This window comes from Ruminococcus sp. YRD2003 (assembly GCA_900109435.1).
Classification (GTDB): domain Bacteria; phylum Bacillota; class Clostridia; order Oscillospirales; family Ruminococcaceae; genus Ruminococcus; species Ruminococcus flavefaciens_G.
Genome location: FNZT01000010.1, coordinates 174678 through 193626 on the forward strand (window position 1 = coordinate 174678; position 18949 = coordinate 193626).

Genomic DNA, 18949 nt, shown 5'->3' on the forward strand with positions numbered 1-18949 from the left:
GTTTTTACTCCTTAGCTATGTTATCTTTATTTATTGCGGTGCTTATATCATTGTCTGCGAGCATCGAACCGCCGCCCTCGCCCCATACCGTGCGGTATTTGTCGAAGGGATTCTCCTTTCGCTCGCTTATCAGGTCGTCGGACTTCTCGTCCTCGCTGTAGGACTCCATTCCGTTGTCCTCGGCGTTCTCCTCGTCGCGTATATACGAAAGCGTCAGCTCGACGAAGTGGGGATATCCTACCTCGTCCTTCATCTCGTTGTCCGTGTCGTTCATCTTCTTGACAAGCAGGGTGTTGCCTATCGCAAGTGCGATGAACGCGTAATGCGTGGGTATGGGTATAAGGCTCAGAACGAGTATGAGCTTCCAGTTGTAAAGCTTCTTTATCAGTATGAAGTATATGAATGCCGCCGCGTATATGAGCGCGGGCAGATACGTCAGCGTGAGATTTCCGCCCTCTGCCACGCCGAGCGGGCCTCTTCCGCCCGTCGCGCCGAAAAGCAGGGATGTGTAATTGCTCGCCGCAGTGGGCAGGGCAAGCGCAAATACCACAACGTTGAGTATCAGTATCCCCCACATATCCCGCAGGAAGCGGTGGCGGATACGCTGCATATCGTACATATGCCTGTTGAAATCCTTAGCCTCGGCGTACATCTCCGCTGAGGTCACGTTGAGGTGAGCTGCCTGTATATCGAGCGGGGTGATGTATTTGAGGTCGCTTATCGTCACAGGAACTCATCTCCTTCCGCGCGCCAGTGCTTCGTGCGCTCCTTTATGCTGTCGTAGGTGAGGTCTTGTATGCTCCTTGCGTCGCTCTCTACGGTAGTGACCGCGAGACGCACGAATGCGGGATAGCCTGCCTCCTCGGAGAATTTCTCCTCCTTGTGCTCGTAAATATAAGCCACAACAACGTTTATTATCACGATGAGAACGCCCCAGAAGGTCGTCAGCATAGCGGGGGCTGAACAAAGGAACATTATCTTCGGGTCACGCTGAAAGCGGAAGATGATGTAGTAGCCGAACAGTCCCAGATACGCGAACAGCCCGAGGAACATCGCTCCGAGGCGCGCGTAGGACATTATCAAGCCGAAATCGCCTGCCCTGAACGCGTTATGGTCTGACAGCGTCTCGAGCGTCAGATACATACATATCGAGGCAATGATAATGGGTATCTGTATTATCAGCCATATCCCCGTCGTGACCGTCATACGCTTTCGCTTGGAATTATTGGTAACGGCGTCCATATTGTAGCGCCGCGCCTCTTCGAGCATCTCGGGCGAGGTCACGTTGAACGTGCCCTTGTCTATGATGTCCTGCGTGATGTAGGTGAGCTCCGACGGTTTCATTTGATTATCATTATCGGCTGGTCGTACTCAACAGCCTGACCGTCGGTAACGAGTATGCGCTCGACTACGCCGTCGAACTCGGACTGTACCTCGTTCATCAGCTTCATCGACTCGATTATCATTATCACGTCGCCCTTCTTTACTCTGTCGCCTATCTTTACAAAGGGCGGCTTGTCGGGCGAGGGCGAGCGGTAATAGGTGCCTACTATCGGCGCTTTTACGATGTTGCCGCCGTTTGCCTCGTCGGGGACGGGCGCTGTCTGCGGTGCGGGGGCAGGTGCTCCTGCGCTCATCTGCGGCATGGGGGGCATTGCCATTTGCGGAGGAGGTGCGGGGATGCACTTCCTGCCCTTTATCGTGATAGTCCTGCCGCCCTCCGTTATCGTTATCTCCGAAAGCTCCTTGCTGTTGATGATGTCCGCAAGGCTGCTTATCGTGTCAAGGTCGGTCATACCGAATATCTCGTTCATCTTTGTTCTCCTTAGTCTGTTACTTTTTTGAAGCAGAGGGTCGCGTTGTGTCCGCCGAAGCCGAGCGAATTCGACAGCGCCGCGCGTACCTCCTGCTTAATGTTGCCGTTTACGCAGTAGTCGAGGTCGCATTCCTCGTCGGGGACTTTATATCCCACTGTAGCGTGGATAAGTCCCTCCTCTATCGTCTTTGCGCAGATTATCGCCTCTATGCCGCCTGCCGCGCCGAGGAGGTGTCCCGTCATCGACTTGGTGGAGTTTATCTTCACCTTGTAGGCGTCCTCGCCGAATGCGAGCTTTATTGCGGCTGTCTCGTACTTGTCGTTCAGTCCCGTGGATGTGCCGTGCGCGTTGATGTAGTCTACGTCGGAGGGCTTCAAGCCTGCCTCCTCCATTGCGAGGGACATTCCCTTTCCCGCCGCTTCGCCCGTGGGCATGGGCGAGGTCATATGATAACCGTCGCAGGTTGCGCCGTAGCCTGCTACTTCCGCGTATATCTTCGCTCCGCGTGCCTTGGCGTGCTCGTACTCCTCGAGGATGACGATGCCGCTGCCCTCGCCGAGGACAAAGCCGTTTCTCTCCTTGTCAAACGGTATCGACGCGCGGGTGAGGTCGTCGCTCTTTGTCAGCGCTTTCATATTTGAGAAGCCTGCGTATGTGAACTCTACGTTGGTGCTCTCGGTGCCGCCTGCGATAGCTGCGTCAAGGTAGCCGTCCTTTATCTTGCGGAATGCCTCGCCGATAGCGTGAGTCGCTGTGCAGCAGGCTGTAGTTACGTCGAAATTAGCTCCGCGGAAGCCCGTCTTCATCGAGATAGTTCCCGCTGCCATATTGCTTATCATCATGGGGATATAGAACGGGGAAACTCTGCCGGGTCCCTTTTCAAGATACTTGCCGTACTCGCTGAGTGTGAGGTCGATTCCGCCTATTCCCGAGCCGACGATAACGCCTGCTCTGTATGGGTCGAGGTCGGAGAAATCAGTTCCCGCGTCGGTGAGCGCTTCATGCGCCGCAACGAGGGCGTACTTGGTGAACGTATCCATGCGCTTGGACTCCTTCTTGTCGAAGCATCCCTCAACATCGAAGTAGTCCTCCTCGCTGAAGTCGCGGACGATGCCCGCTATCTTGACGCCCGTGCGCTCTGTATCGAATTTATCAATGAAGGAGAAGCCTATCTTGTTAGCCTTGATGCCCTCCCAGAATTTTTCAACGCCTGTTCCGAGGGGAGTCACAGCTCCCATACCCGTAATTACAACTCTTCTGCTCATATATTACCCTTTCGTATTCTGAATCTTTTGTTGAGAAGCCGTTAGCCGTTAGCCTTTAGCCATTAGCTTGCGGTATCGCCTGACGGCGATATATCTGATTTTTCCTTGTAGGGGCGCCTTTCTGGCGTCCGCAATGACAGAAACGTCAACGGCAAGCCTTTGTAGGGGACGCCGCCCACGGCGTCCCGCCCGAGCTCTGCAAGCCGAAGGCCTGCATTACATTGAAAGTCCGCCCGATATCTCGATGACCTGTCCCGTGATGTAACTTGCGTTGTCCGACACGAGGAAAGATACCACCGAGGCTATCTCCTCGGGCTCGCCGTAGCGCTTGAGCGCTACCGCTTCAAGCATTTTTGCCTTGAGTTCGTCTGAGAGGACGTCCGTCATGGGCGTGCGGATAAGTCCCGGAGCAACAGCGTTGCAGGTGATGTTGCGCTTGCCGTACTCCTTCGCCACTGACTTCGTCATGCCGATGATAGCTGCCTTTGATGCCGAATAGTTCACCTGACCCGGGTTGCCGTAGAGTCCCGCGACCGATGAGACGTTCACTATCCTGCCGCTCCTCTGCTTGCCCATGACATTGCAGACGAGCTTCATCATATTGTATACGCTCTTCTGGTTCACTGCAATGACTGCGTCGTAGATGTCTTCGCTCATGCGCGCAAGAAGGGTGTCCTTCGTTATGCCTGCGTTGTTTACAAGGGCGTCGATAGTGCCGAAGTCTGCCTTTACCTTATCGACCATAGCCTCGCAGTCTGCATACTTGGACACGTCGGCTGCGTAGCACTCAGCCTTTACGCCGAATGCGCGGCACTCCTCCGCGACCGCAAGCGCTTTCTCCTTGTCTCCGTCGCTCGGATAGTGGTTTATCGCTACGTCGTAGCCGTCCTTGGCAAGCCTTTTCGCTATGCAGGCTCCGATGCCCTGTGATGCTCCTGTTATTATCGCTGTTGCCATTATATTCCCTCCGTATTTCTGATGTGTAATTGTTAGCCATTAGCCGTTAGCCGTTAGCCATTAGCTGGTGGTATCGCCTGACGGCGATATATACGAATTTCCCTCTGTAGGGGCGCCCTTCGGGCGTCCGCAGATAAACAGATTTGTCGGACTGCCAAAGACAGCCCCTACTCTGCTGGGGCTCTGCCCCAGACCCCGGCAGGGAACAGCGTCCCCTGCACCCCCGATTTCGCGCCATAATCTGCTCAAATCGGAAACGATATCCGCGCGGCATACAGATTCGTAAAATATGCCACCGTATCTATTGTAGGGAACGCCGCCCTCGGCGTTCCGTCCGCGTTCTTATTTAGCGGGCAAGCAATTTCTCCGCTCCTGCCATTATCTCCTCAACGATGTCCTTGCAGGGCTTTATCTCGTTTACCATGCCTGCGATAGCTCCGCAGAGGAACGAGCCCTCGTCAACGTTGCCGTCTACGACTGCCTTGCGGAGTGAGCCGAGTGTTATCTGCTCGAACTCCTCGGGCGAGAGACTGCCGTCCTTTTCGCCGTTGGCAAGCTTCTTCGAGAATTTCGTCTTGATATTGCGGCACGGGTGGCCTGTGTAGCGCCCCGTGACTACGCTGTCTGTGTCCTTTGCCTTGATGACGAGCTCCTTGAATGTCGGGTGTATCTGACACTCCTCCGACGCAAGGAAGCGCGTGCCTATCTGCACGCCCTCGGCTCCGAGCATGAACGCCGCCGCCATGCCTCTGCCGTCGGCGATACCGCCCGCCGCGATAACGGGTATCTCCAGTGCGTCAACTACCTGCGGAACAAGGCACATCGTCGTATTCTCGCCGATGTGTCCGCCGCTCTCGGTGCCCTCTGCGACTACTGCGTCTGCACCCGCGCGCTCCATTCTCTTGGCGAGCGCTACCGACGGAACGACCGGTATTACCTTGATATTTGCCTCTTTCCATGCGGCGATGTACTTGCCAGGATTGCCCGCGCCCGTCGTTACCACGCTCACGCCCTCGTCGATGCAGAGCTGTGCGAGGTCGTCTGCGTTGGGGCTCATAAGCATTATGTTCACGCCGAACGGCTTGTCGGTCTTTTCCTTGCACTTGCGTATCTGGTCGCGGAGGTAGTCTATCGGTGCGCTGCCGCCAGCGATGAGTCCGATGCCGCCCGCGTTCGATACCGCGGAGGCAAGTGTGTGCTCGGCTACCCATGCCATGCCGCCCTGTATTATCGGATATTTACAGCCTAAAAGCTCGGTTATACGTGTTTTCATAGTTATTCTCCTTAGTATTCAAAGATGGCGCCCGCGTATGTCAGTCCTGCTCCGAAGCCTATCAGTGCAAGCTTCTGGCCGCGCTTTATGACGCCTTTTTCTATGGATTCGTGCAGCGCAAGCGGTATCGACACGCTCGAGGTGTTGCCGTAGTGGTCGAGGGTCACGATGAACTTCTCCATCGGGGCTCCGAGGTTCTTGGCGGCTGTCTCGATTATCCTGATGTTCGCCTGATGAGGTACGAACCAGTCGATGTCCTCGGGGGTGATGCCTGCCTTGTCCGCGGCGAGGTGGAATGCCTTCGGCAGCGCCTTCGTTGCGAATTTGTAGACCTCCCTGCCGTCCTGATAAAGCTTGTGCAGGCGCTTCTCGGGGAAGCCGTCGTCGAATTCGTGCTCGACCTTTATCTCTTCTGCTACTCCGACGCTCCTTGCGTAGAGAAGCCTTCCGCCGCTGCCGTCAGCTCCGAGAGCCGAGGTGAACGGCTTGTCGCTGCGCTCTATCACCGCGGCTGCTGCACCGTCTCCGAAAAGAATGCACGATGAGCGGTCGCCGAAGTCAAGGAAGCGGGAAAGCGCTTCCGCTGCCACGATGAGGACGTACTTCATGCCTGTGTCGGTCTCAAGAAAGCGTCTTGCGGTATCGAGCGCATAAACAAATCCCGAGCACGCTGCGTTTACGTCGAATGCAGCCGCATTTACCGCGCCCGTCTCGTGCTGGACGAGGCAGGCGATGCTCGGCGTGTGGAAGTCGTTCGTGGCGCTCGCGGCAATGACGAGCCCGATATCCTCGGGGGCGATGCCTGCCTGCGCTATGGCTTGCCTTGCGGCTTCGCTGCCCATATACCACACGGGCTCCCAGCCTGCCATGCGGCGCTCGGCTATGCCTGTGCGGGTGCGTATCCACTCGTCATTCGTATCGACGAACTTGGTGAAATCGTTGTTTGTGAGCTTTTGGTCGGGGAGGTAGCACCCCGTTCCCAGTATTTTTATGCCCATATTTTGTCTCCTTTTGTATGTGGAACTATATTAACGAGTATCCGTAACTGCCGTAGGGGCGCCCTTCGGGCGTCCGCAGGTCGGTGAATCCGTCGGACTGCCAAAGGCAGCCCCTACGATAGTTCACCTCCGCACGGTACAATTTGCGGACTAACTCCACTTTATCACATCTATGCCGTTCTGCCAATGTACTAAATGTAACTTTATCGGTTACAATTGTAATTTCCGTGTTCCGTGTCCGTAGCACCTGACACTTGCATTTTAAGTAATAATGTGCTATATTATATCTATACTGTTACGGGATATAGCCATAGCAGTATACAATATATATTATAAATCATTTCCGAAATTTTTTCAACGATATTTTTTCCCTTTGCTTTGCTAAAAAAGAGATATCGTTATTTTTCACAAATATCTCTTGTGATATTCGGTAAAATCTCACAGAAAGGACTTCCTCTTCATGATTATTTCTCTCTTTTCGGGACAGGGCTCCCAATACCCCAATATGGGAAATGATATCCTCGCCGCTTACCCGCACACGGGCGAGCTCTATGATATCGCCTCCGATGTGCTCGGGCGCGATATGCGTAAGGTCTGCTTCGAGAGCTCTCCCGAGGAGCTCGCGCAGACTATCAACGCGCAGCCCGCTGTGCTCCTCACTTCGCTCGTCTGCAACTCCGCTGCCATAACCCGCGTCCATAAGGCGGGTATCCCCTTCCGCTTCGACGGCGTTGCGGGACACTCGCTCGGCGAGTATGCGGCGCTCACGATGTCGGGTATGGTCTCGCTTGAGGACGTATTCCGCCTCATTAAGGCGCGTTCCGAGGCTATGGACGAGGCTGCCCGCGAACACAAGGGCGCTATGGCTGCCGTTATGAAGCTCGCTCCCGAGAAAATCGAGGAGGTATGCAGCAGCGCCAAGAATTACGTGGCGGCGGTCAACTACAACTCTCCCATGCAGACCGTTATCGCGGGTACTCCCGAGGGCATCGACGAGGTCAGCGAGATTTTCGCCGAAATGAAGGCGAGGGTCGTAAGGCTCAACGTCGCGGGCGCTTTCCACTCGAAGCTGATGCAGTCTGCTGCGGATAAGTTCTACGAAGCCGCTAAGAAGATACCGTTCAAGGCTCCGCACGTGAAGTATTACTCAAATGTGACGGGCGGCGAGCTGACCGATTTCAGCGATATGCCCGCTCTCCTTGCAAAGCACATCGTTTCGCCCGTGCGCTTTACCTCGGAGCTCGCTGCCATGCACGCCGACGGCGCCGACACTTTCGTTGAGTTCGGTCCCGGAAAGACGCTGACGGGGCTCGTCAAGAAAACTCTCACAGACGTAAGGGCGTTCAATGTCGAGAACCTCGAAACTCTCGAAAAATCGGAGGAAATCTATGGATAAGTACGGTCTCATCGGTCACCCGCTCGGACACTCTATGTCCCCCCTCATTCACGAGAAGCTCTTCGCTCTCAGCGGCATTTCCGACTACAGCTATGAGCTCATCGACATCGCTCCCGCCGACCTTGAAACACGCATGGAGGAGCTCAGGCAGCTGAGGGGCTTCAATATCACTATCCCCCATAAAACCGCCGTTATCCCCTTCGCAGACGAGCTCAGCGAGAGCGCTCTGCGATATAACTCCGTCAACTGCATAAGCAATAACGGCGGGAAATTCGTCGGCTACAATACCGACTGCGACGGCTTCCTCCGCTCGGCAGAGTGCCTCCCCCTCGGCGGAAAAGTGCTGCTCGTCGGCTGCGGCGGCGTCGGACGCATGATAGCCATTGAAGCCGCTCTTCACGGCGCCGAGCTCACTATCGCCGTTATCCCGCAGGATATCAGGAACGCTCAGCTCGTTATGGCGGAGATACTCGCCAAGTGCAGCGGCGCAAATGTGCGTATCTGCCTCGTTGACGACATCGAGGGCGGCTTCGACCTGCTCATAAATGCGACACCCGTGGGTATGTTCCCCAAGACCGAAAACTGCGCTGTTTCCGACAACGTCATCGCCGACTGCGGCAGCTTCTTCGACGTCATCTACAACCCCACCGAGACACTCCTCATGAGAAAGGCACGCGCACTCGGCAAGGTCGCTGTCGGCGGAGCTTCCATGCTCGTGTATCAGGCGGTGAAGGCTCACGAATACTGGTACGGCGGCGAATTCTCAGCCGAGGATATCTCGAAGATAATCGTCGACGTCGAGGAGCACGTCAACGCTATGAACAATTAAGAGCCTTTAGCTATTAGCCTTTGGCTCTCGGTGTCCGCTTCGCGGACAAATATTTAAATAAATCGCCGTAAGGCGATACCATTAGCTAATGGCTGACGGCTAACGGCTAATGGCTTAGAAAGGACAAGAACGCCATGACTGTATTTCTTTGCGGCTTTATGGGCTGCGGCAAGACTACTGTCGGCAAGCTCGCGGCGAAAAAGCTCGGCTGCGGCTTCTGCGACACCGACGACCTCATTGTTGATGACCAGAAAATGTCTATCCCCGATATATTCGCTCAGAAGGGTGAGCCATACTTCCGCAGGGTCGAGGCTGATATCGTGAAGTCCGTCTGCGGTAAGGCGGCAGTGGTCGCCTGCGGCGGCGGTGCCATGCTCAACCCCGATACCGCTAAGGCTGCCTCGGAGGCGGGCGTGGTCGTCTTCCTCGACGCCGACTTCGAGACCTGCTATGAGCGTATCTGCAACGACAAGAACCGCCCGATAGCTGCCTCATCAAGCAAGGAAGAGCTCCGTGAGCGATTCAATACGCGGCGGGTGCTCTACATCGAGCACTCCGACGTGCAGATCGACTGCGGCGGAAGTCCTATCGAGACCGCCGAGAAGATCGCCGACGCCGTGAAGAAATACCGATAGTGAGGTCGCCACGTATGAAGATTTACAACGCCAAGATCTACACCATGGACGCGGACGGCGTCATCGAAAACGGCTGGACAGAACTCGCGGACGGGAAGATATCCGCGCTCGGAAGCGGTATGCCCGACTCTGTCTCCGACGGCGATATCGACGCGCAGGGCGGTACTCTCCTGCCAGGCTTCGTAGACGCTCACACCCACCTCGGCATTATCGAGGACGGGCTCGACTTCGAGGGCGATGACTGCAACGAGACTACCGACCCTTTTACGCCTCAGATGCGCGCGCTCGACGGTATCAACCCGTTCGACCGCTGCTTCGAGGAAGCTCGTATGCGCGGTATCACTGCGGCGGCGGTCTGCCCCGGAAGTGCGAATGCCTGCGGGGGCGAAATATGCGTCATAAAGACCGTCGGCAGGCGCGTCGACGATATGCTCGTCGTGAATGCGGGTATAAAATTCGCGCTCGGCGAAAACCCCAAACGCGTCTACAACGACAAGGACGATACTCCCGTCACTCGTATGGCTACTGCCGCACTCATCCGCGAGGGGCTCTACAAAGCCCGCCGCTACGCCCACGATATGGACAGCTACTACTCCGACAACGAGAACTGCGACCCGCCCGAATATGACGCGAAATTCGAGGCTCTTCTCCCCCTGCTCGACCGCAAGCAGAAGGCGTTCTTCCACTGTCACCGCGCCGACGATATCTGCACCGCAATGAGAATAGCCAAGGAATTCTCGCTCGATACCGTCATAATCCACGGCACCGAGGGCTACAAGATAGCCGATATCATCGCGGAGGAGGAGATCCCCGTGATATGCGGTCCGATAATATGCGACCGCTGCAAGCCCGAGATGCGCGGTCAGGAACTCAAAAATGCCGCCGTTCTCGCTGAAAACGGCGTTAAGCTCGCTATATGCACCGACCACACCGTTATCCCGATACAGTACCTGCCGCTCTCGGCTCAGGCTGCCGTAAAGGGCGGGCTCGACGAGATGACGGCTCTGCGCGCGCTGACTATAGTTCCCGCCGAGATAATAGGCGCGGAGGAGAGAATAGGCAGTATCGCGGTCGGAAAGGACGCGGACGTTCAGCTCTACCGCAAGGGCGATGACCCGCTCGGACTGATGAGCGAGCCCGCGCTCGTAGCTATAAACGGACAATTCATCCGCAGGGAGGTATAATATGAAACGTATTTTTGCACTCGCAGCAGCAGCCGTGCTCGCGGTATGCGCAGTCCCCGCCTCGGCATACGCTGAGGGCAATTTTGACGGACACACCGCCGTTGTCGACGGCGTGACCTACACCTACACCATTGAGGACTCGGAACCTGCGGGAATAACGATAATGAGCGCTACACCCGCCGAGGGCGCACTGACTATCCCCGACGAGATAGACGGTCACACCGTCATCGGCATAGGCGAGAAGGCTTTCCTCGGGCAGACAAAGCTCGAATTCGTGTATTTCCCGAGCAAGCTCGAATATATTGAAAAATCGGCGTTTGCAGGCTGCACTGCGATGACGCAGCTCGTTATCCCCGATTCGGTGCAGTTCATCAAAGACAGCGCATTTATGGGCTGCTACAGCCTCACGACCGTTTCTGTCGGCAAGGGCGTGAAGGATATACCCTATGAATGCTTCTTCTCGTGCAGCTCGCTCAAGGAGGCTTACCTCCCCGACGGTCTGAAAACTATCGGCGCAGAGGCTTTCTTCGGCTGCCCCGAGCTCGATACCCTCATTCCCGAGAGCGTCACGGATATCGGATACTCCGCAATAGGCTATCAGTCTGACGCGCACTCGTCCTATACCGTCAGGACCGAGGGCTTTATCATCGGCGGCAAAACAGGCAGCTCTGCCGAGACCTACGCCAACGAGAACGGTTTCGACTTCCTCGACCCCGATAATTACCTCGTCGGCGACGTAAACAAGGACAAAAAGGTCGATGCCAAGGACGCTTCGGCTGTGCTCGCCGAATACTCAAGCGCCTCTACGGGGGCTGAGCTGTCTTTCAGCCCGTGGCAGAGGATCGTAGGCGATATGTCTCCCGATAAGATGATAGACGCAAAGGACGCTACAAAGATACTCATCGAGTATGCGCGGCTCTCCACTCTTTAAGGCAACACCGCACAAAGCACGCCTGAAGGCTTTGTACGGTATTGCCTTAAGTGATTCGTCGCTTTAATGCGACACGAATAAACATATTTAAACCATATTTTCGTATAATTTTTCTATATCCGTTTTACCCGCTCAGGTATTGACAGAACGACAAAAAATTGGTATCATTAAAGGTAATATAATATAATAAGGAGGAGGAAATTTTATGCTGACCGACATGAACAGCAAATTTCAGAAGGAGGGTCTGACCTTCGACGACGTATTGCTCATACCCGCTAAATCGGACGTCACCCCCAATATGATACAGCTCGGCACCAAGCTCACCAAGACTATCACCCTCAACACGCCTATCATGACTGCCGCTATGGACACCGTTACTGATTCGCGTATGGCTATCGCTATCGCCCGTGAAGGCGGTATCGGCATCATCCACAAGAATATGTCTATCGAACAGCAGGCTGAGGAAGTGGACAAGGTGAAGCGCTCCGAAAACGGCGTCATCGTTGACCCCTTCTCGCTCACCGAGGATCACATCGTTGCTGATGCGGACGAGCTTATGGGCAAGTTCCGTATCTCGGGCGTTCCGATAGTTGACGGCAGCGGCAAGCTGGTCGGCATAATCACTAACCGCGATATGCGCTTCCTCACCGATTTCAAGGCTAAGATCTCCGAGGTCATGACCAAGGATAACCTCATCACAGCTCCTGTGGGTACTACTCTCGCTCAGGCTCAGGAGATACTCCGCGCTCATAAGATAGAAAAGCTCCCCATTGTTGACAATGAGGGCTACCTCAAGGGCCTTATCACTATCAAGGATATCGAGAAGTCTGTGCAGTACCCCAACTCCGCCCGTGATTCTCAGGGCAGGCTCCTCTGCGGCGCCGCTATCGGCGTGACTGCCAACGTGCTCGACAGAGCCAAGGCTCTCATCGAGGCTCAGGCTGACGTTCTTGTGCTCGACTCCGCTCACGGACACAGCGCCAATATCCTCAAGTGCCTCTCCATGATAAAGGAGGCGTACCCCGATACTCCCGTTATCGCAGGCAATATCGCTACAGCAGAAGCCGCTGAGGACCTCATCAAGGCGGGCGCTGACTGCGTAAAGGTCGGCATCGGCCCCGGCTCTATCTGCACTACCCGCGTTGTCGCAGGTATCGGTGTTCCGCAGATAACTGCCGTTTATGACGTCGCTTGTGTGGCTCAGAAGTACGGCGTGCCCGTTATCGCCGACGGCGGCATCAAGTACAGCGGCGATATCGTTAAGGCTCTCGCGGCAGGCGCTAACGTCGTTATGCTCGGCTCGCTCCTCGCAGGCTGTGCGGAGGCTCCAGGTGAGACCGAGATATATCAGGGCCGTCAGTTCAAGGTTTACCGCGGAATGGGAAGCCTCGGCGCTATGGCCAACGGCTCCAAGGACAGATATTTCCAGGAGGGCGCAAAGAAGCTCGTTCCCGAGGGCGTTGAGGGTCGTGTGCCGTTTAAGGGCTCCGTTGCGGACACTGTGTTCCAGCTCGTCGGAGGTATCCGCTCGGGTATGGGATACTGCGGCTGCGTTGATATCCCCACTCTCCATGAGAAGGCTCAGTTCATACGCATCACAGGCGCGGGTCTCAAGGAGAGCCATCCCCACGATATCTACATCACAAAGGAAGCTCCCAACTATTCAACACAGATATAAAACAGCTAAAGCCCCGCGATATGCGGGGCTTTTCTTGACATAAAATTTCGGTTTATGTTATACTCATAGTGTCGGCTTCTTCCGATAGGAAGGAGGTGAAAACCGTGAATTACATATTTTCTTTTATCGTGGCTGTTACGGCTCGCTTAGTTGGTGACTTCGTGAGCAAGTGGCTAAACAGTCATAATGCCGACAAACAGCCCACAAAGAAAAACCCCGAGAGGTGCCACTCTCGGGGTTTTTCGCTTGTTGGTGAAAACCATATACATATTTTCTTATGTGGTTATAATTATTATACCACGCTGATTTGCAATTGTCAAGTGCTTTTCGCAATATCTGAGCTCTGAGCTCTGACCGCTTAAAAAATATACGGCTTGCCGTCTATGGTGTACACGCAGAAGAGCATACCCTCAGGCAGCACGTTCGTCAGCTCAGTGATATAATTGCTTTCCTCGTTGCCATAGTAGGTGTATCCGCCCATTGTGAGCAGCTTGCGGTCGGTTATCTTTGAGATGATGTCGTCGCCGAACACTGTCTTCAGGTTTTGGTCGCGCGACTCAAACCTCGCGTCTGCTTCGGTATCGCCTGCAAGACGACAGTCCGATATCTCGATGAAGTTTATCTTGAAGCCCTCGCACAGGGTCTGCTCCATGGTCGTATAGTAGTCCTCGATGAACTTCTCCTCGGAGTCGTACCTCTCGCTCGCCTTGCATACGCCGTCGAGGAAGCCAGGGTAGTAGCAGGCGGCTATAGCCTCGTAGTCGCCGCTGTTGAGTGCCTCCACGTACTTGTTGACCATGTAGAGCTCGTCATAACCCGTGGAATCATTCCAGAAGGAGTTGTCGTAGCTTATCTGTATGCTGACATTGCTGTCATCTGCGGGCTTGAGGTCGTCGTTCGCCATATACGCCGAATGGTACTCCTCGTCGGTCATGTTCTTGCGGGCGTTCTCTCCGCCGTCTATGCGCACGCCTGACGATGATGACGATGTCGATGAGCTTCCCTTGTCACCGCAGGATACCGCTGTCAGCATGGCTCCCGCAAGCAATATTGCGAGGGCTGCCTTGTTCATCTTCTTCATTTCTCTTCCTCCTGTCAGCCAAAGGTGTAATACTTGCCGTCAACTACGGCAAAGGCTATCTCGTAGCCGCTTATCAGACGGTGCTCTGCGCCGTCCTCACCCTTGGCGTATATATAAAAGCTGACGTATTCTATGTCATCCGAATTCGCCTTGACATATTCGTAGTAGTCGGTGTCGAATATCTCGTCGAAATAGCTGAAGAGGTCCGCTTTCAGGTCGTCGAGTGTCTCCCCCTCGCTGAGCTCGGGCTGCTCCGCCTTTATGCGGGTAATGGTGAAATCGCCAGTATACTGCGAACTGTCGCCGTCGTCACCCGCTACCGCATTCTGCATTATGGTCCTGAGATTCTCACAGTTGAGCTTGAAGGAGTCTTCAAGTCCGTACTCATACTCTTCCTGCAAATATGTGCCGTAGCGCTCCTTGTAGTCGGGGTAGATGAGTTCCTGATATGTCTCGAAGTCTTCGTTCTGGAAAGACGTGAAGTATCTGTCAAGCGCGAACATCAGCTCCTCGGAAACGGGCTCCTCATAGTAGAACTTGACTCCGTCGGCGGCTACGCGGTAGCTTCCGAGGTCGTATTCCTCGCTGCCCTCCTTCGGCTCGACGATGTCGCCGACTGTGGGTGCGGTATCGGCTGCGGCGCTCGGTGATGTGTTCACCGATACGTTCTCATTTACCGATATCTCCGCCTCTTTTCCGCATGAAACGCAGGCAAGCAGACATATTGCTGCTGCGACTGCGGCAGGTATTCTCTTCTTCATTGCCATGCCTCCGCTTTATATCGCGATGTAGTTGAAGCCCCTCTCCTGTGCCCAGTTCAGCACCTCCGAGCCCTCGGGAGCGTAGATGATGAGGTCGGGAAGGTCTTCAAGTCCCCAGTTCTCATATTTCAGGTCGGGATTGAGTATACGCAGGGTGGTGAGCCCCTCGCAGGCTGTGAATGCCTCCTCATGGACATATTCCACGTTCTGCGGGATAGTGACCTCGGTAAGGCTCGTGCAGGCGACGAACGCGCCTCTGTCTATGCCTGTCACCGCCTCGGGGATATTGACCTCTGCAAGCGATGAGCAGTCCATAAAGGCGTTCTCGCCGATGAGAGTTACGCTCTCGGGTATCTGCACCGATACGATATCGTAGTTCGCCTCAAAGGCGTAGTAGCTTATCTCTGTAACGGGCACGCCCTCTATGCTGTCGGGAATGACGACATACTGCTCATTGCCGACGTATTTCGTTATCTTTGTATTGCCGTCCTCGATGACATACTCGAAATCGGTGGACTCCTTTACGTCCCTGACGTGGACTGTGGGCTTCTCGTCGTAGACGTTGCCGTCCTCGTCGATAAAGGTGTCGGGTTCGATATCCGTTTCAGCCGCGGCGGCAGATGTGGGGCTCTCCGCCACCGAATCGCTGCCTGTGCCTGTCTCGGAACAGCCTGCGGTCAGAGCCGCAAGGACAGTCAGTACAGACAATAATGCCATTCTCTTCATAATTCTATCTCCGTTATTTGAAAGCTGTATGTTGCCTTTATGCACAAAGAATGAAATCTCGCGGGCGGATACCGTCCGACCCTGCAAAAGCTCATTCAATCAAACCGTAGGGGCGCATTACAGCAAAGCTGCATATAGCATCACAATCCAAATCAAAGATTTGGTGTGCTGCTTATCCGTGCGCCCGACAATCGAAATCGGGATTAGCGGGCTGATAATATCCGCCTCTACAAGGCGAGATTAAACATAACCGTAGGGGCGCCATTTGGGCGTCCGAGATAATCCGACAAATCGACGGGCGAGCGGAACTCGCCCCTACGATCCGAGCCCATGTTACTGCTTTGCTCTTACCTTCGCGCGCTGAGAGTTGCTGAGTATGCGCTTGCGGATACGCAGGCTCTCGGGTGTTACCTCGAGAAGCTCGTCGTCTGCGAGGAATTCAAGGCAGTCCTCAAGGCTGAGTATGCGGTGAGGCACGAGACGGAGCGCGTCGTCGCTTCCGCTCGCACGGGTGTTTGTGAGGTGCTTCTTCTTGCAGACATTTACAACGAGGTCGTCGGTCTTGGGCGATGCGCCTACTACCATGCCCTCGTAAACAGGTGTGCCTGCGGGGATAAAGAGCTGTCCGCGCTCCTGTGCGTTGAACAGACCGTAGGTAACAGCCTCGCCTGTCTCGAAGGAAACGAGAGAGCCCGTGTTTCTGCGGTCGATGTCGCCCTTGTACGGCTCGTAGCCCTCGAATACGTGGCTCATGATGCCCTCGCCCTTGGTATCTGTGAGGAACTCGCTCTTATAGCCGAAAAGACCTCTCGCGGGTATGAGGAACTCGACACGCATACGGCTGCCCTGCGGGTGCATGGAGACAAGCTCGCCCTTGCGGCTGCCCATTTTCTCCATTACGGAGCCGACACAGTCCTCGGGGACGTCGATGACAAGGCGCTCGATAGGTTCGAGCTTCTGACCTGTCTCCTCGTCCTTCTTGAAGAGCACGCGGGGAGTCGAAACTGCAAGCTCATAGCCCTCGCGGCGCATATTCTCGATGAGTATGGAGAGGTGCATCTCGCCTCTGCCCGCTACTCTGAACGAATCTGTGGAATCGGTCTCCTCAACGCGGAGTGAAACGTCCTTCAGGAGCTCGCGGAAGAGCCTCTCGCGGAGCTGGCGCGAAGTGACGAACTTGCCCTCACGCCCTGCGAAGGGGCTGTCGTTGACCGAGAAAGTCATCTCGACGGTCGGCTCGCTTATCTTGACAAAGGGAAGCGGCTCGGGTGCCTCTGGCGCACAGATAGTATCTCCGATAGTGATGCCCTCTATTCCCGATACCCACACGATATCGCCGACTGTTGCCTCCTGAACGGGCACGCGGTTGAGTCCCTGTATCTGGAGGAGCGACACTATCTTGGAGTTGTAATTCTTCTTCGAGCCTGTGTAGTCACAGACTGTTACCTGCTGGTTCACCTTGATGCTGCCTCGGACGATGCGTCCGATGCCTATCCTGCCCACGTATTCGTTGTAGTCGATGGAGGAGATGAGCATCTGGAGCGGCTCCTCCTCGTTGCCCTTCGGGGGCTCGATGTAGTTGATGATGGTCTCGAAAAGGGGCTTGAGGTCGGTGCCTGCCTCGTACTGACTAAGCGATGCCGTTCCGCTTCTGCCAGAGCAGAAAAGCAGCGGAGATTCGAGCTGTTCCTCGCTCGCGTCGAGGTCGAGCAGGAGCTCGAGCACCTCGTCGCCTATCTCGTCGAGACGGGCGTCGGGACGGTCTATCTTGTTGACTACGATGATTATTTTGTGGCCCATTTCAAGCGCCTTCGAGAGCACGAAGCGGGTCTGGGGCATGGGGCCCTCGGCTGCGTCAACAAGCAGGAGAACGCCGTCCACCATTTCGAGGATGCGCTCTACCTCGCCGCCGAAATCGGCGTGCCCAGGGGTGTCGATGACGTTTATCTTGATGTCGTTGTACATAACGGAGGTATTCTTCGCAAGGATTGTGATACCTCTCTCGCGCTCGATGTCGTTCGAGTCCATTACTCGCTCGGCAACTGCCTGATTCTCGCGGAATACACCGCCCTGCTTGAGCATCTCGTCAACGAGAGTGGTCTTGCCGTGGTCAACGTGGGCGATTATCGCGATGTTTCTTAAATCTTCTCTTATCATACTTATCTCTCCTTAAAATAACCTTTAGCTTTTCTTTCCAATGGATATATTAACAATCATGACATACTGCGCAGTCTCATCAGCATCTCATCGAGATTTATGTAGTCTGTCGGGATATGTACTGTCATCGGCATGATGTCAAGCAGGCTGCCCTCCGCAGAGCCGCAGGTCTGACGCTTGAACCTTATCTTCACGTACTTCCTGCCCTCGGTGACACTCAGCACCTCCTTGACAAAGCAGCCGTGCATCTGCCACACCGCGGGAGACTGTATGAACTCGTCGTACTTGGAAGCCGTATTTATATTGCTGATATTGTTCACAGCCTTGATGTCCGTCGCCATGGCTGAGCGGTAATTCCAGTTTATCATCGCTCCGAATACTCTGCTGTCGGCAAAGGCGGCGGCGCAGTCGATAAAGACGATGTCGTCGTCAGTTGCCACGAAAGCCTTGAAATCCCTGTCTTTGGTGAAGATACAGTACACGACCGCCGCAAGGGACAGCGCTCCGCCTCCGAGACCCAAAACGGCGATGAGCGTCGCACCCACGCCTCCGTAGAGCATCGCCATTCCAAACGCTATCCAGCCGATGACCAGCAGCACTATCATCAGGACTATGTACTTGACTTTATCCTCCGTATGTTTCTTTATGTATCGGGCTTTGAGGTTGTCTGCATAGGATGTTCTGCAAATCATATATATACCTCCCCTACATTTATTTAACAACAATGCGGTATTTCGTGCAAAAGCTCCTTTTTTCCTGACATAAAAAAGCCCTTGCAGAGTTTGCAAGGTGTCGCTGAAATGTGTTAGTCAAAGAAATCGCCCCGATATTATCGGGGCGTTTCTGGTGGGAGAGGGTGGATTCGGACCACCGAAGCTGAAAAGCAACAGATTTACAGTCTGCCCCCTTTGGCCACTCGGGAACTCTCCCATTAGAAAGATTGAAAATTTTACGAGGTCGACGACCTCGTAATGTGGAGCTGGTGGACGGACTCGAACCCCCGACCTGCTGATTACAAATCAGCTGCTCTACCAACTGAGCTACACCAGCTTAACTGACTTGATTATTATATCACAAACGATTACGCTTGTCAAGCTTTTTTTGAAATTTTTTTGAGATTTTTTGTGAGGCGGTGTTCTGCGGGACGTCGAGGACGCCGTCCCCTACATTTTTATCGGCTATGCGGAACGCCGAGTGACTCCCTACGGTGTAGGGAGATGTCAGCGAAGCTGACAGAGGGTACGTGCAGCCGTTGGCTGCG

19 protein-coding genes and 2 tRNA genes are annotated in these 18949 nt (G+C 54.7%); 6 read left to right on the forward strand and 15 right to left on the reverse strand.

The genetic code is table 11. From position 1 onward, the window contains the following. Positions 1-4 precede the first annotated feature (4 nt). From BMX22_RS09965 to BMX22_RS09995, 7 genes are all read right to left on the reverse strand, one after another. Positions 5-727: a hypothetical protein gene (locus BMX22_RS09965; RefSeq protein WP_074742306.1), complete on the reverse strand. Its 723-nt coding sequence runs from the start codon at positions 725-727 to the stop codon at positions 5-7. Beyond that, positions 724-1344 (reverse strand): hypothetical protein, encoded by a 621-nt coding sequence (locus BMX22_RS09970; protein WP_074742307.1) that lies wholly within the window; start codon positions 1342-1344, stop codon positions 724-726. Before BMX22_RS09970 ends, BMX22_RS09965 begins: the two co-directional genes overlap by 4 nt. Next, positions 1341-1814 carry an acetyl-CoA carboxylase biotin carboxyl carrier protein gene (gene accB, locus BMX22_RS09975; RefSeq protein WP_074742308.1) on the reverse strand — a complete coding sequence of 158 codons (474 nt, stop codon included), beginning with the start codon at positions 1812-1814 and terminating at the stop codon, positions 1341-1343. The genes BMX22_RS09970 and accB overlap by 4 nt, the downstream gene beginning before the upstream one ends. Positions 1815-1825: 11 nt before the next feature. Next, positions 1826-3082: a beta-ketoacyl-ACP synthase II gene (gene fabF, locus BMX22_RS09980; RefSeq protein WP_074742309.1), complete on the reverse strand. Its 1257-nt coding sequence runs from the start codon at positions 3080-3082 to the stop codon at positions 1826-1828. 216 nt (positions 3083-3298) lie between these two features. Beyond that, positions 3299-4039 carry a 3-oxoacyl-[acyl-carrier-protein] reductase gene (fabG, locus tag BMX22_RS09985; protein WP_074742310.1) on the reverse strand — a complete coding sequence of 247 codons (741 nt, stop codon included), beginning with the start codon at positions 4037-4039 and terminating at the stop codon, positions 3299-3301. 346 nt (positions 4040-4385) lie between these two features. After that, the gene (gene fabK, locus BMX22_RS09990) at positions 4386-5312 is read right to left on the reverse strand and encodes an enoyl-[acyl-carrier-protein] reductase FabK (protein ID WP_074742311.1); all 927 of its coding nucleotides are present in this window, start codon (positions 5310-5312) and stop codon (positions 4386-4388) included. Positions 5313-5323: 11 nt separating this feature from the next. Continuing rightward, positions 5324-6310 (reverse strand): beta-ketoacyl-ACP synthase III, encoded by a 987-nt coding sequence (locus BMX22_RS09995; protein ID WP_074742312.1) that lies wholly within the window; start codon positions 6308-6310, stop codon positions 5324-5326. 460 nt (positions 6311-6770) lie between these two features. Here BMX22_RS09995 and BMX22_RS10000 point away from each other — a divergent pair, with 460 nt between their 5' ends. The 6 genes from BMX22_RS10000 to guaB all read left to right on the forward strand — a co-directional run bounded on the left by BMX22_RS10000 (position 6771) and on the right by guaB (position 12963). Then, positions 6771-7706, forward strand: a complete 936-nt coding sequence (locus tag BMX22_RS10000) for an ACP S-malonyltransferase (protein ID WP_074742313.1) — start codon at positions 6771-6773, stop codon at positions 7704-7706. Further along, positions 7699-8535 carry a shikimate dehydrogenase family protein gene (locus BMX22_RS10005; protein WP_074742314.1) on the forward strand — a complete coding sequence of 279 codons (837 nt, stop codon included), beginning with the start codon at positions 7699-7701 and terminating at the stop codon, positions 8533-8535. The genes BMX22_RS10000 and BMX22_RS10005 overlap by 8 nt, the downstream gene beginning before the upstream one ends. A gap of 134 nt (positions 8536-8669) precedes the next feature. After that, the gene (locus tag BMX22_RS10010; protein WP_074742315.1) at positions 8670-9170 is read left to right on the forward strand and encodes a shikimate kinase; all 501 of its coding nucleotides are present in this window, start codon (positions 8670-8672) and stop codon (positions 9168-9170) included. A gap of 14 nt (positions 9171-9184) precedes the next feature. Next, positions 9185-10354, forward strand: a complete 1170-nt coding sequence (locus BMX22_RS10015) for an amidohydrolase (protein ID WP_074742316.1) — start codon at positions 9185-9187, stop codon at positions 10352-10354. A 1-nt stretch (position 10355) separates the two neighbouring features. Beyond that, positions 10356-11285, forward strand: a complete 930-nt coding sequence (locus tag BMX22_RS10020) for a leucine-rich repeat protein (protein ID WP_074742317.1) — start codon at positions 10356-10358, stop codon at positions 11283-11285. A gap of 205 nt (positions 11286-11490) precedes the next feature. Then, positions 11491-12963, forward strand: a complete 1473-nt coding sequence (gene guaB / locus BMX22_RS10025) for an IMP dehydrogenase (protein ID WP_074742318.1) — start codon at positions 11491-11493, stop codon at positions 12961-12963. A gap of 358 nt (positions 12964-13321) precedes the next feature. Here the strand turns inward: guaB and BMX22_RS10035 are convergent, their stop codons facing one another. From BMX22_RS10035 to BMX22_RS16705, 8 genes are all read right to left on the reverse strand, one after another. Continuing rightward, on the reverse strand, positions 13322-14044 hold the full coding sequence (locus BMX22_RS10035; protein ID WP_074742320.1) for a hypothetical protein: 723 nt from the start codon (positions 14042-14044) through the stop codon (positions 13322-13324). A 14-nt stretch (positions 14045-14058) separates the two neighbouring features. Next, complete coding sequence (locus BMX22_RS10040) at positions 14059-14805, reverse strand: hypothetical protein (protein WP_074742321.1); 747 nt, start codon at positions 14803-14805, stop codon at positions 14059-14061. A 15-nt stretch (positions 14806-14820) separates the two neighbouring features. Next, positions 14821-15531 carry a leucine-rich repeat domain-containing protein gene (locus tag BMX22_RS10045; protein ID WP_074742322.1) on the reverse strand — a complete coding sequence of 237 codons (711 nt, stop codon included), beginning with the start codon at positions 15529-15531 and terminating at the stop codon, positions 14821-14823. Positions 15532-15864: 333 nt separating this feature from the next. Next, positions 15865-17688 carry a translational GTPase TypA gene (typA, locus tag BMX22_RS10050; protein WP_074742323.1) on the reverse strand — a complete coding sequence of 608 codons (1824 nt, stop codon included), beginning with the start codon at positions 17686-17688 and terminating at the stop codon, positions 15865-15867. Between the two features lie 56 nt (positions 17689-17744). Then, positions 17745-18380, reverse strand: a complete 636-nt coding sequence (locus BMX22_RS10055; protein ID WP_074742324.1) for a hypothetical protein — start codon at positions 18378-18380, stop codon at positions 17745-17747. 152 nt (positions 18381-18532) lie between these two features. Beyond that, positions 18533-18618 (reverse strand) — tRNA-Tyr (locus BMX22_RS10060). Positions 18619-18662: 44 nt separating this feature from the next. Further along, positions 18663-18738 (reverse strand) — tRNA-Thr (locus BMX22_RS10065). 21 nt (positions 18739-18759) lie between these two features. Beyond that, a partial coding sequence (locus BMX22_RS16705) for a hypothetical protein (RefSeq protein WP_207645879.1) occupies positions 18760-18949 on the reverse strand: 190 nt, incomplete at its 5' end.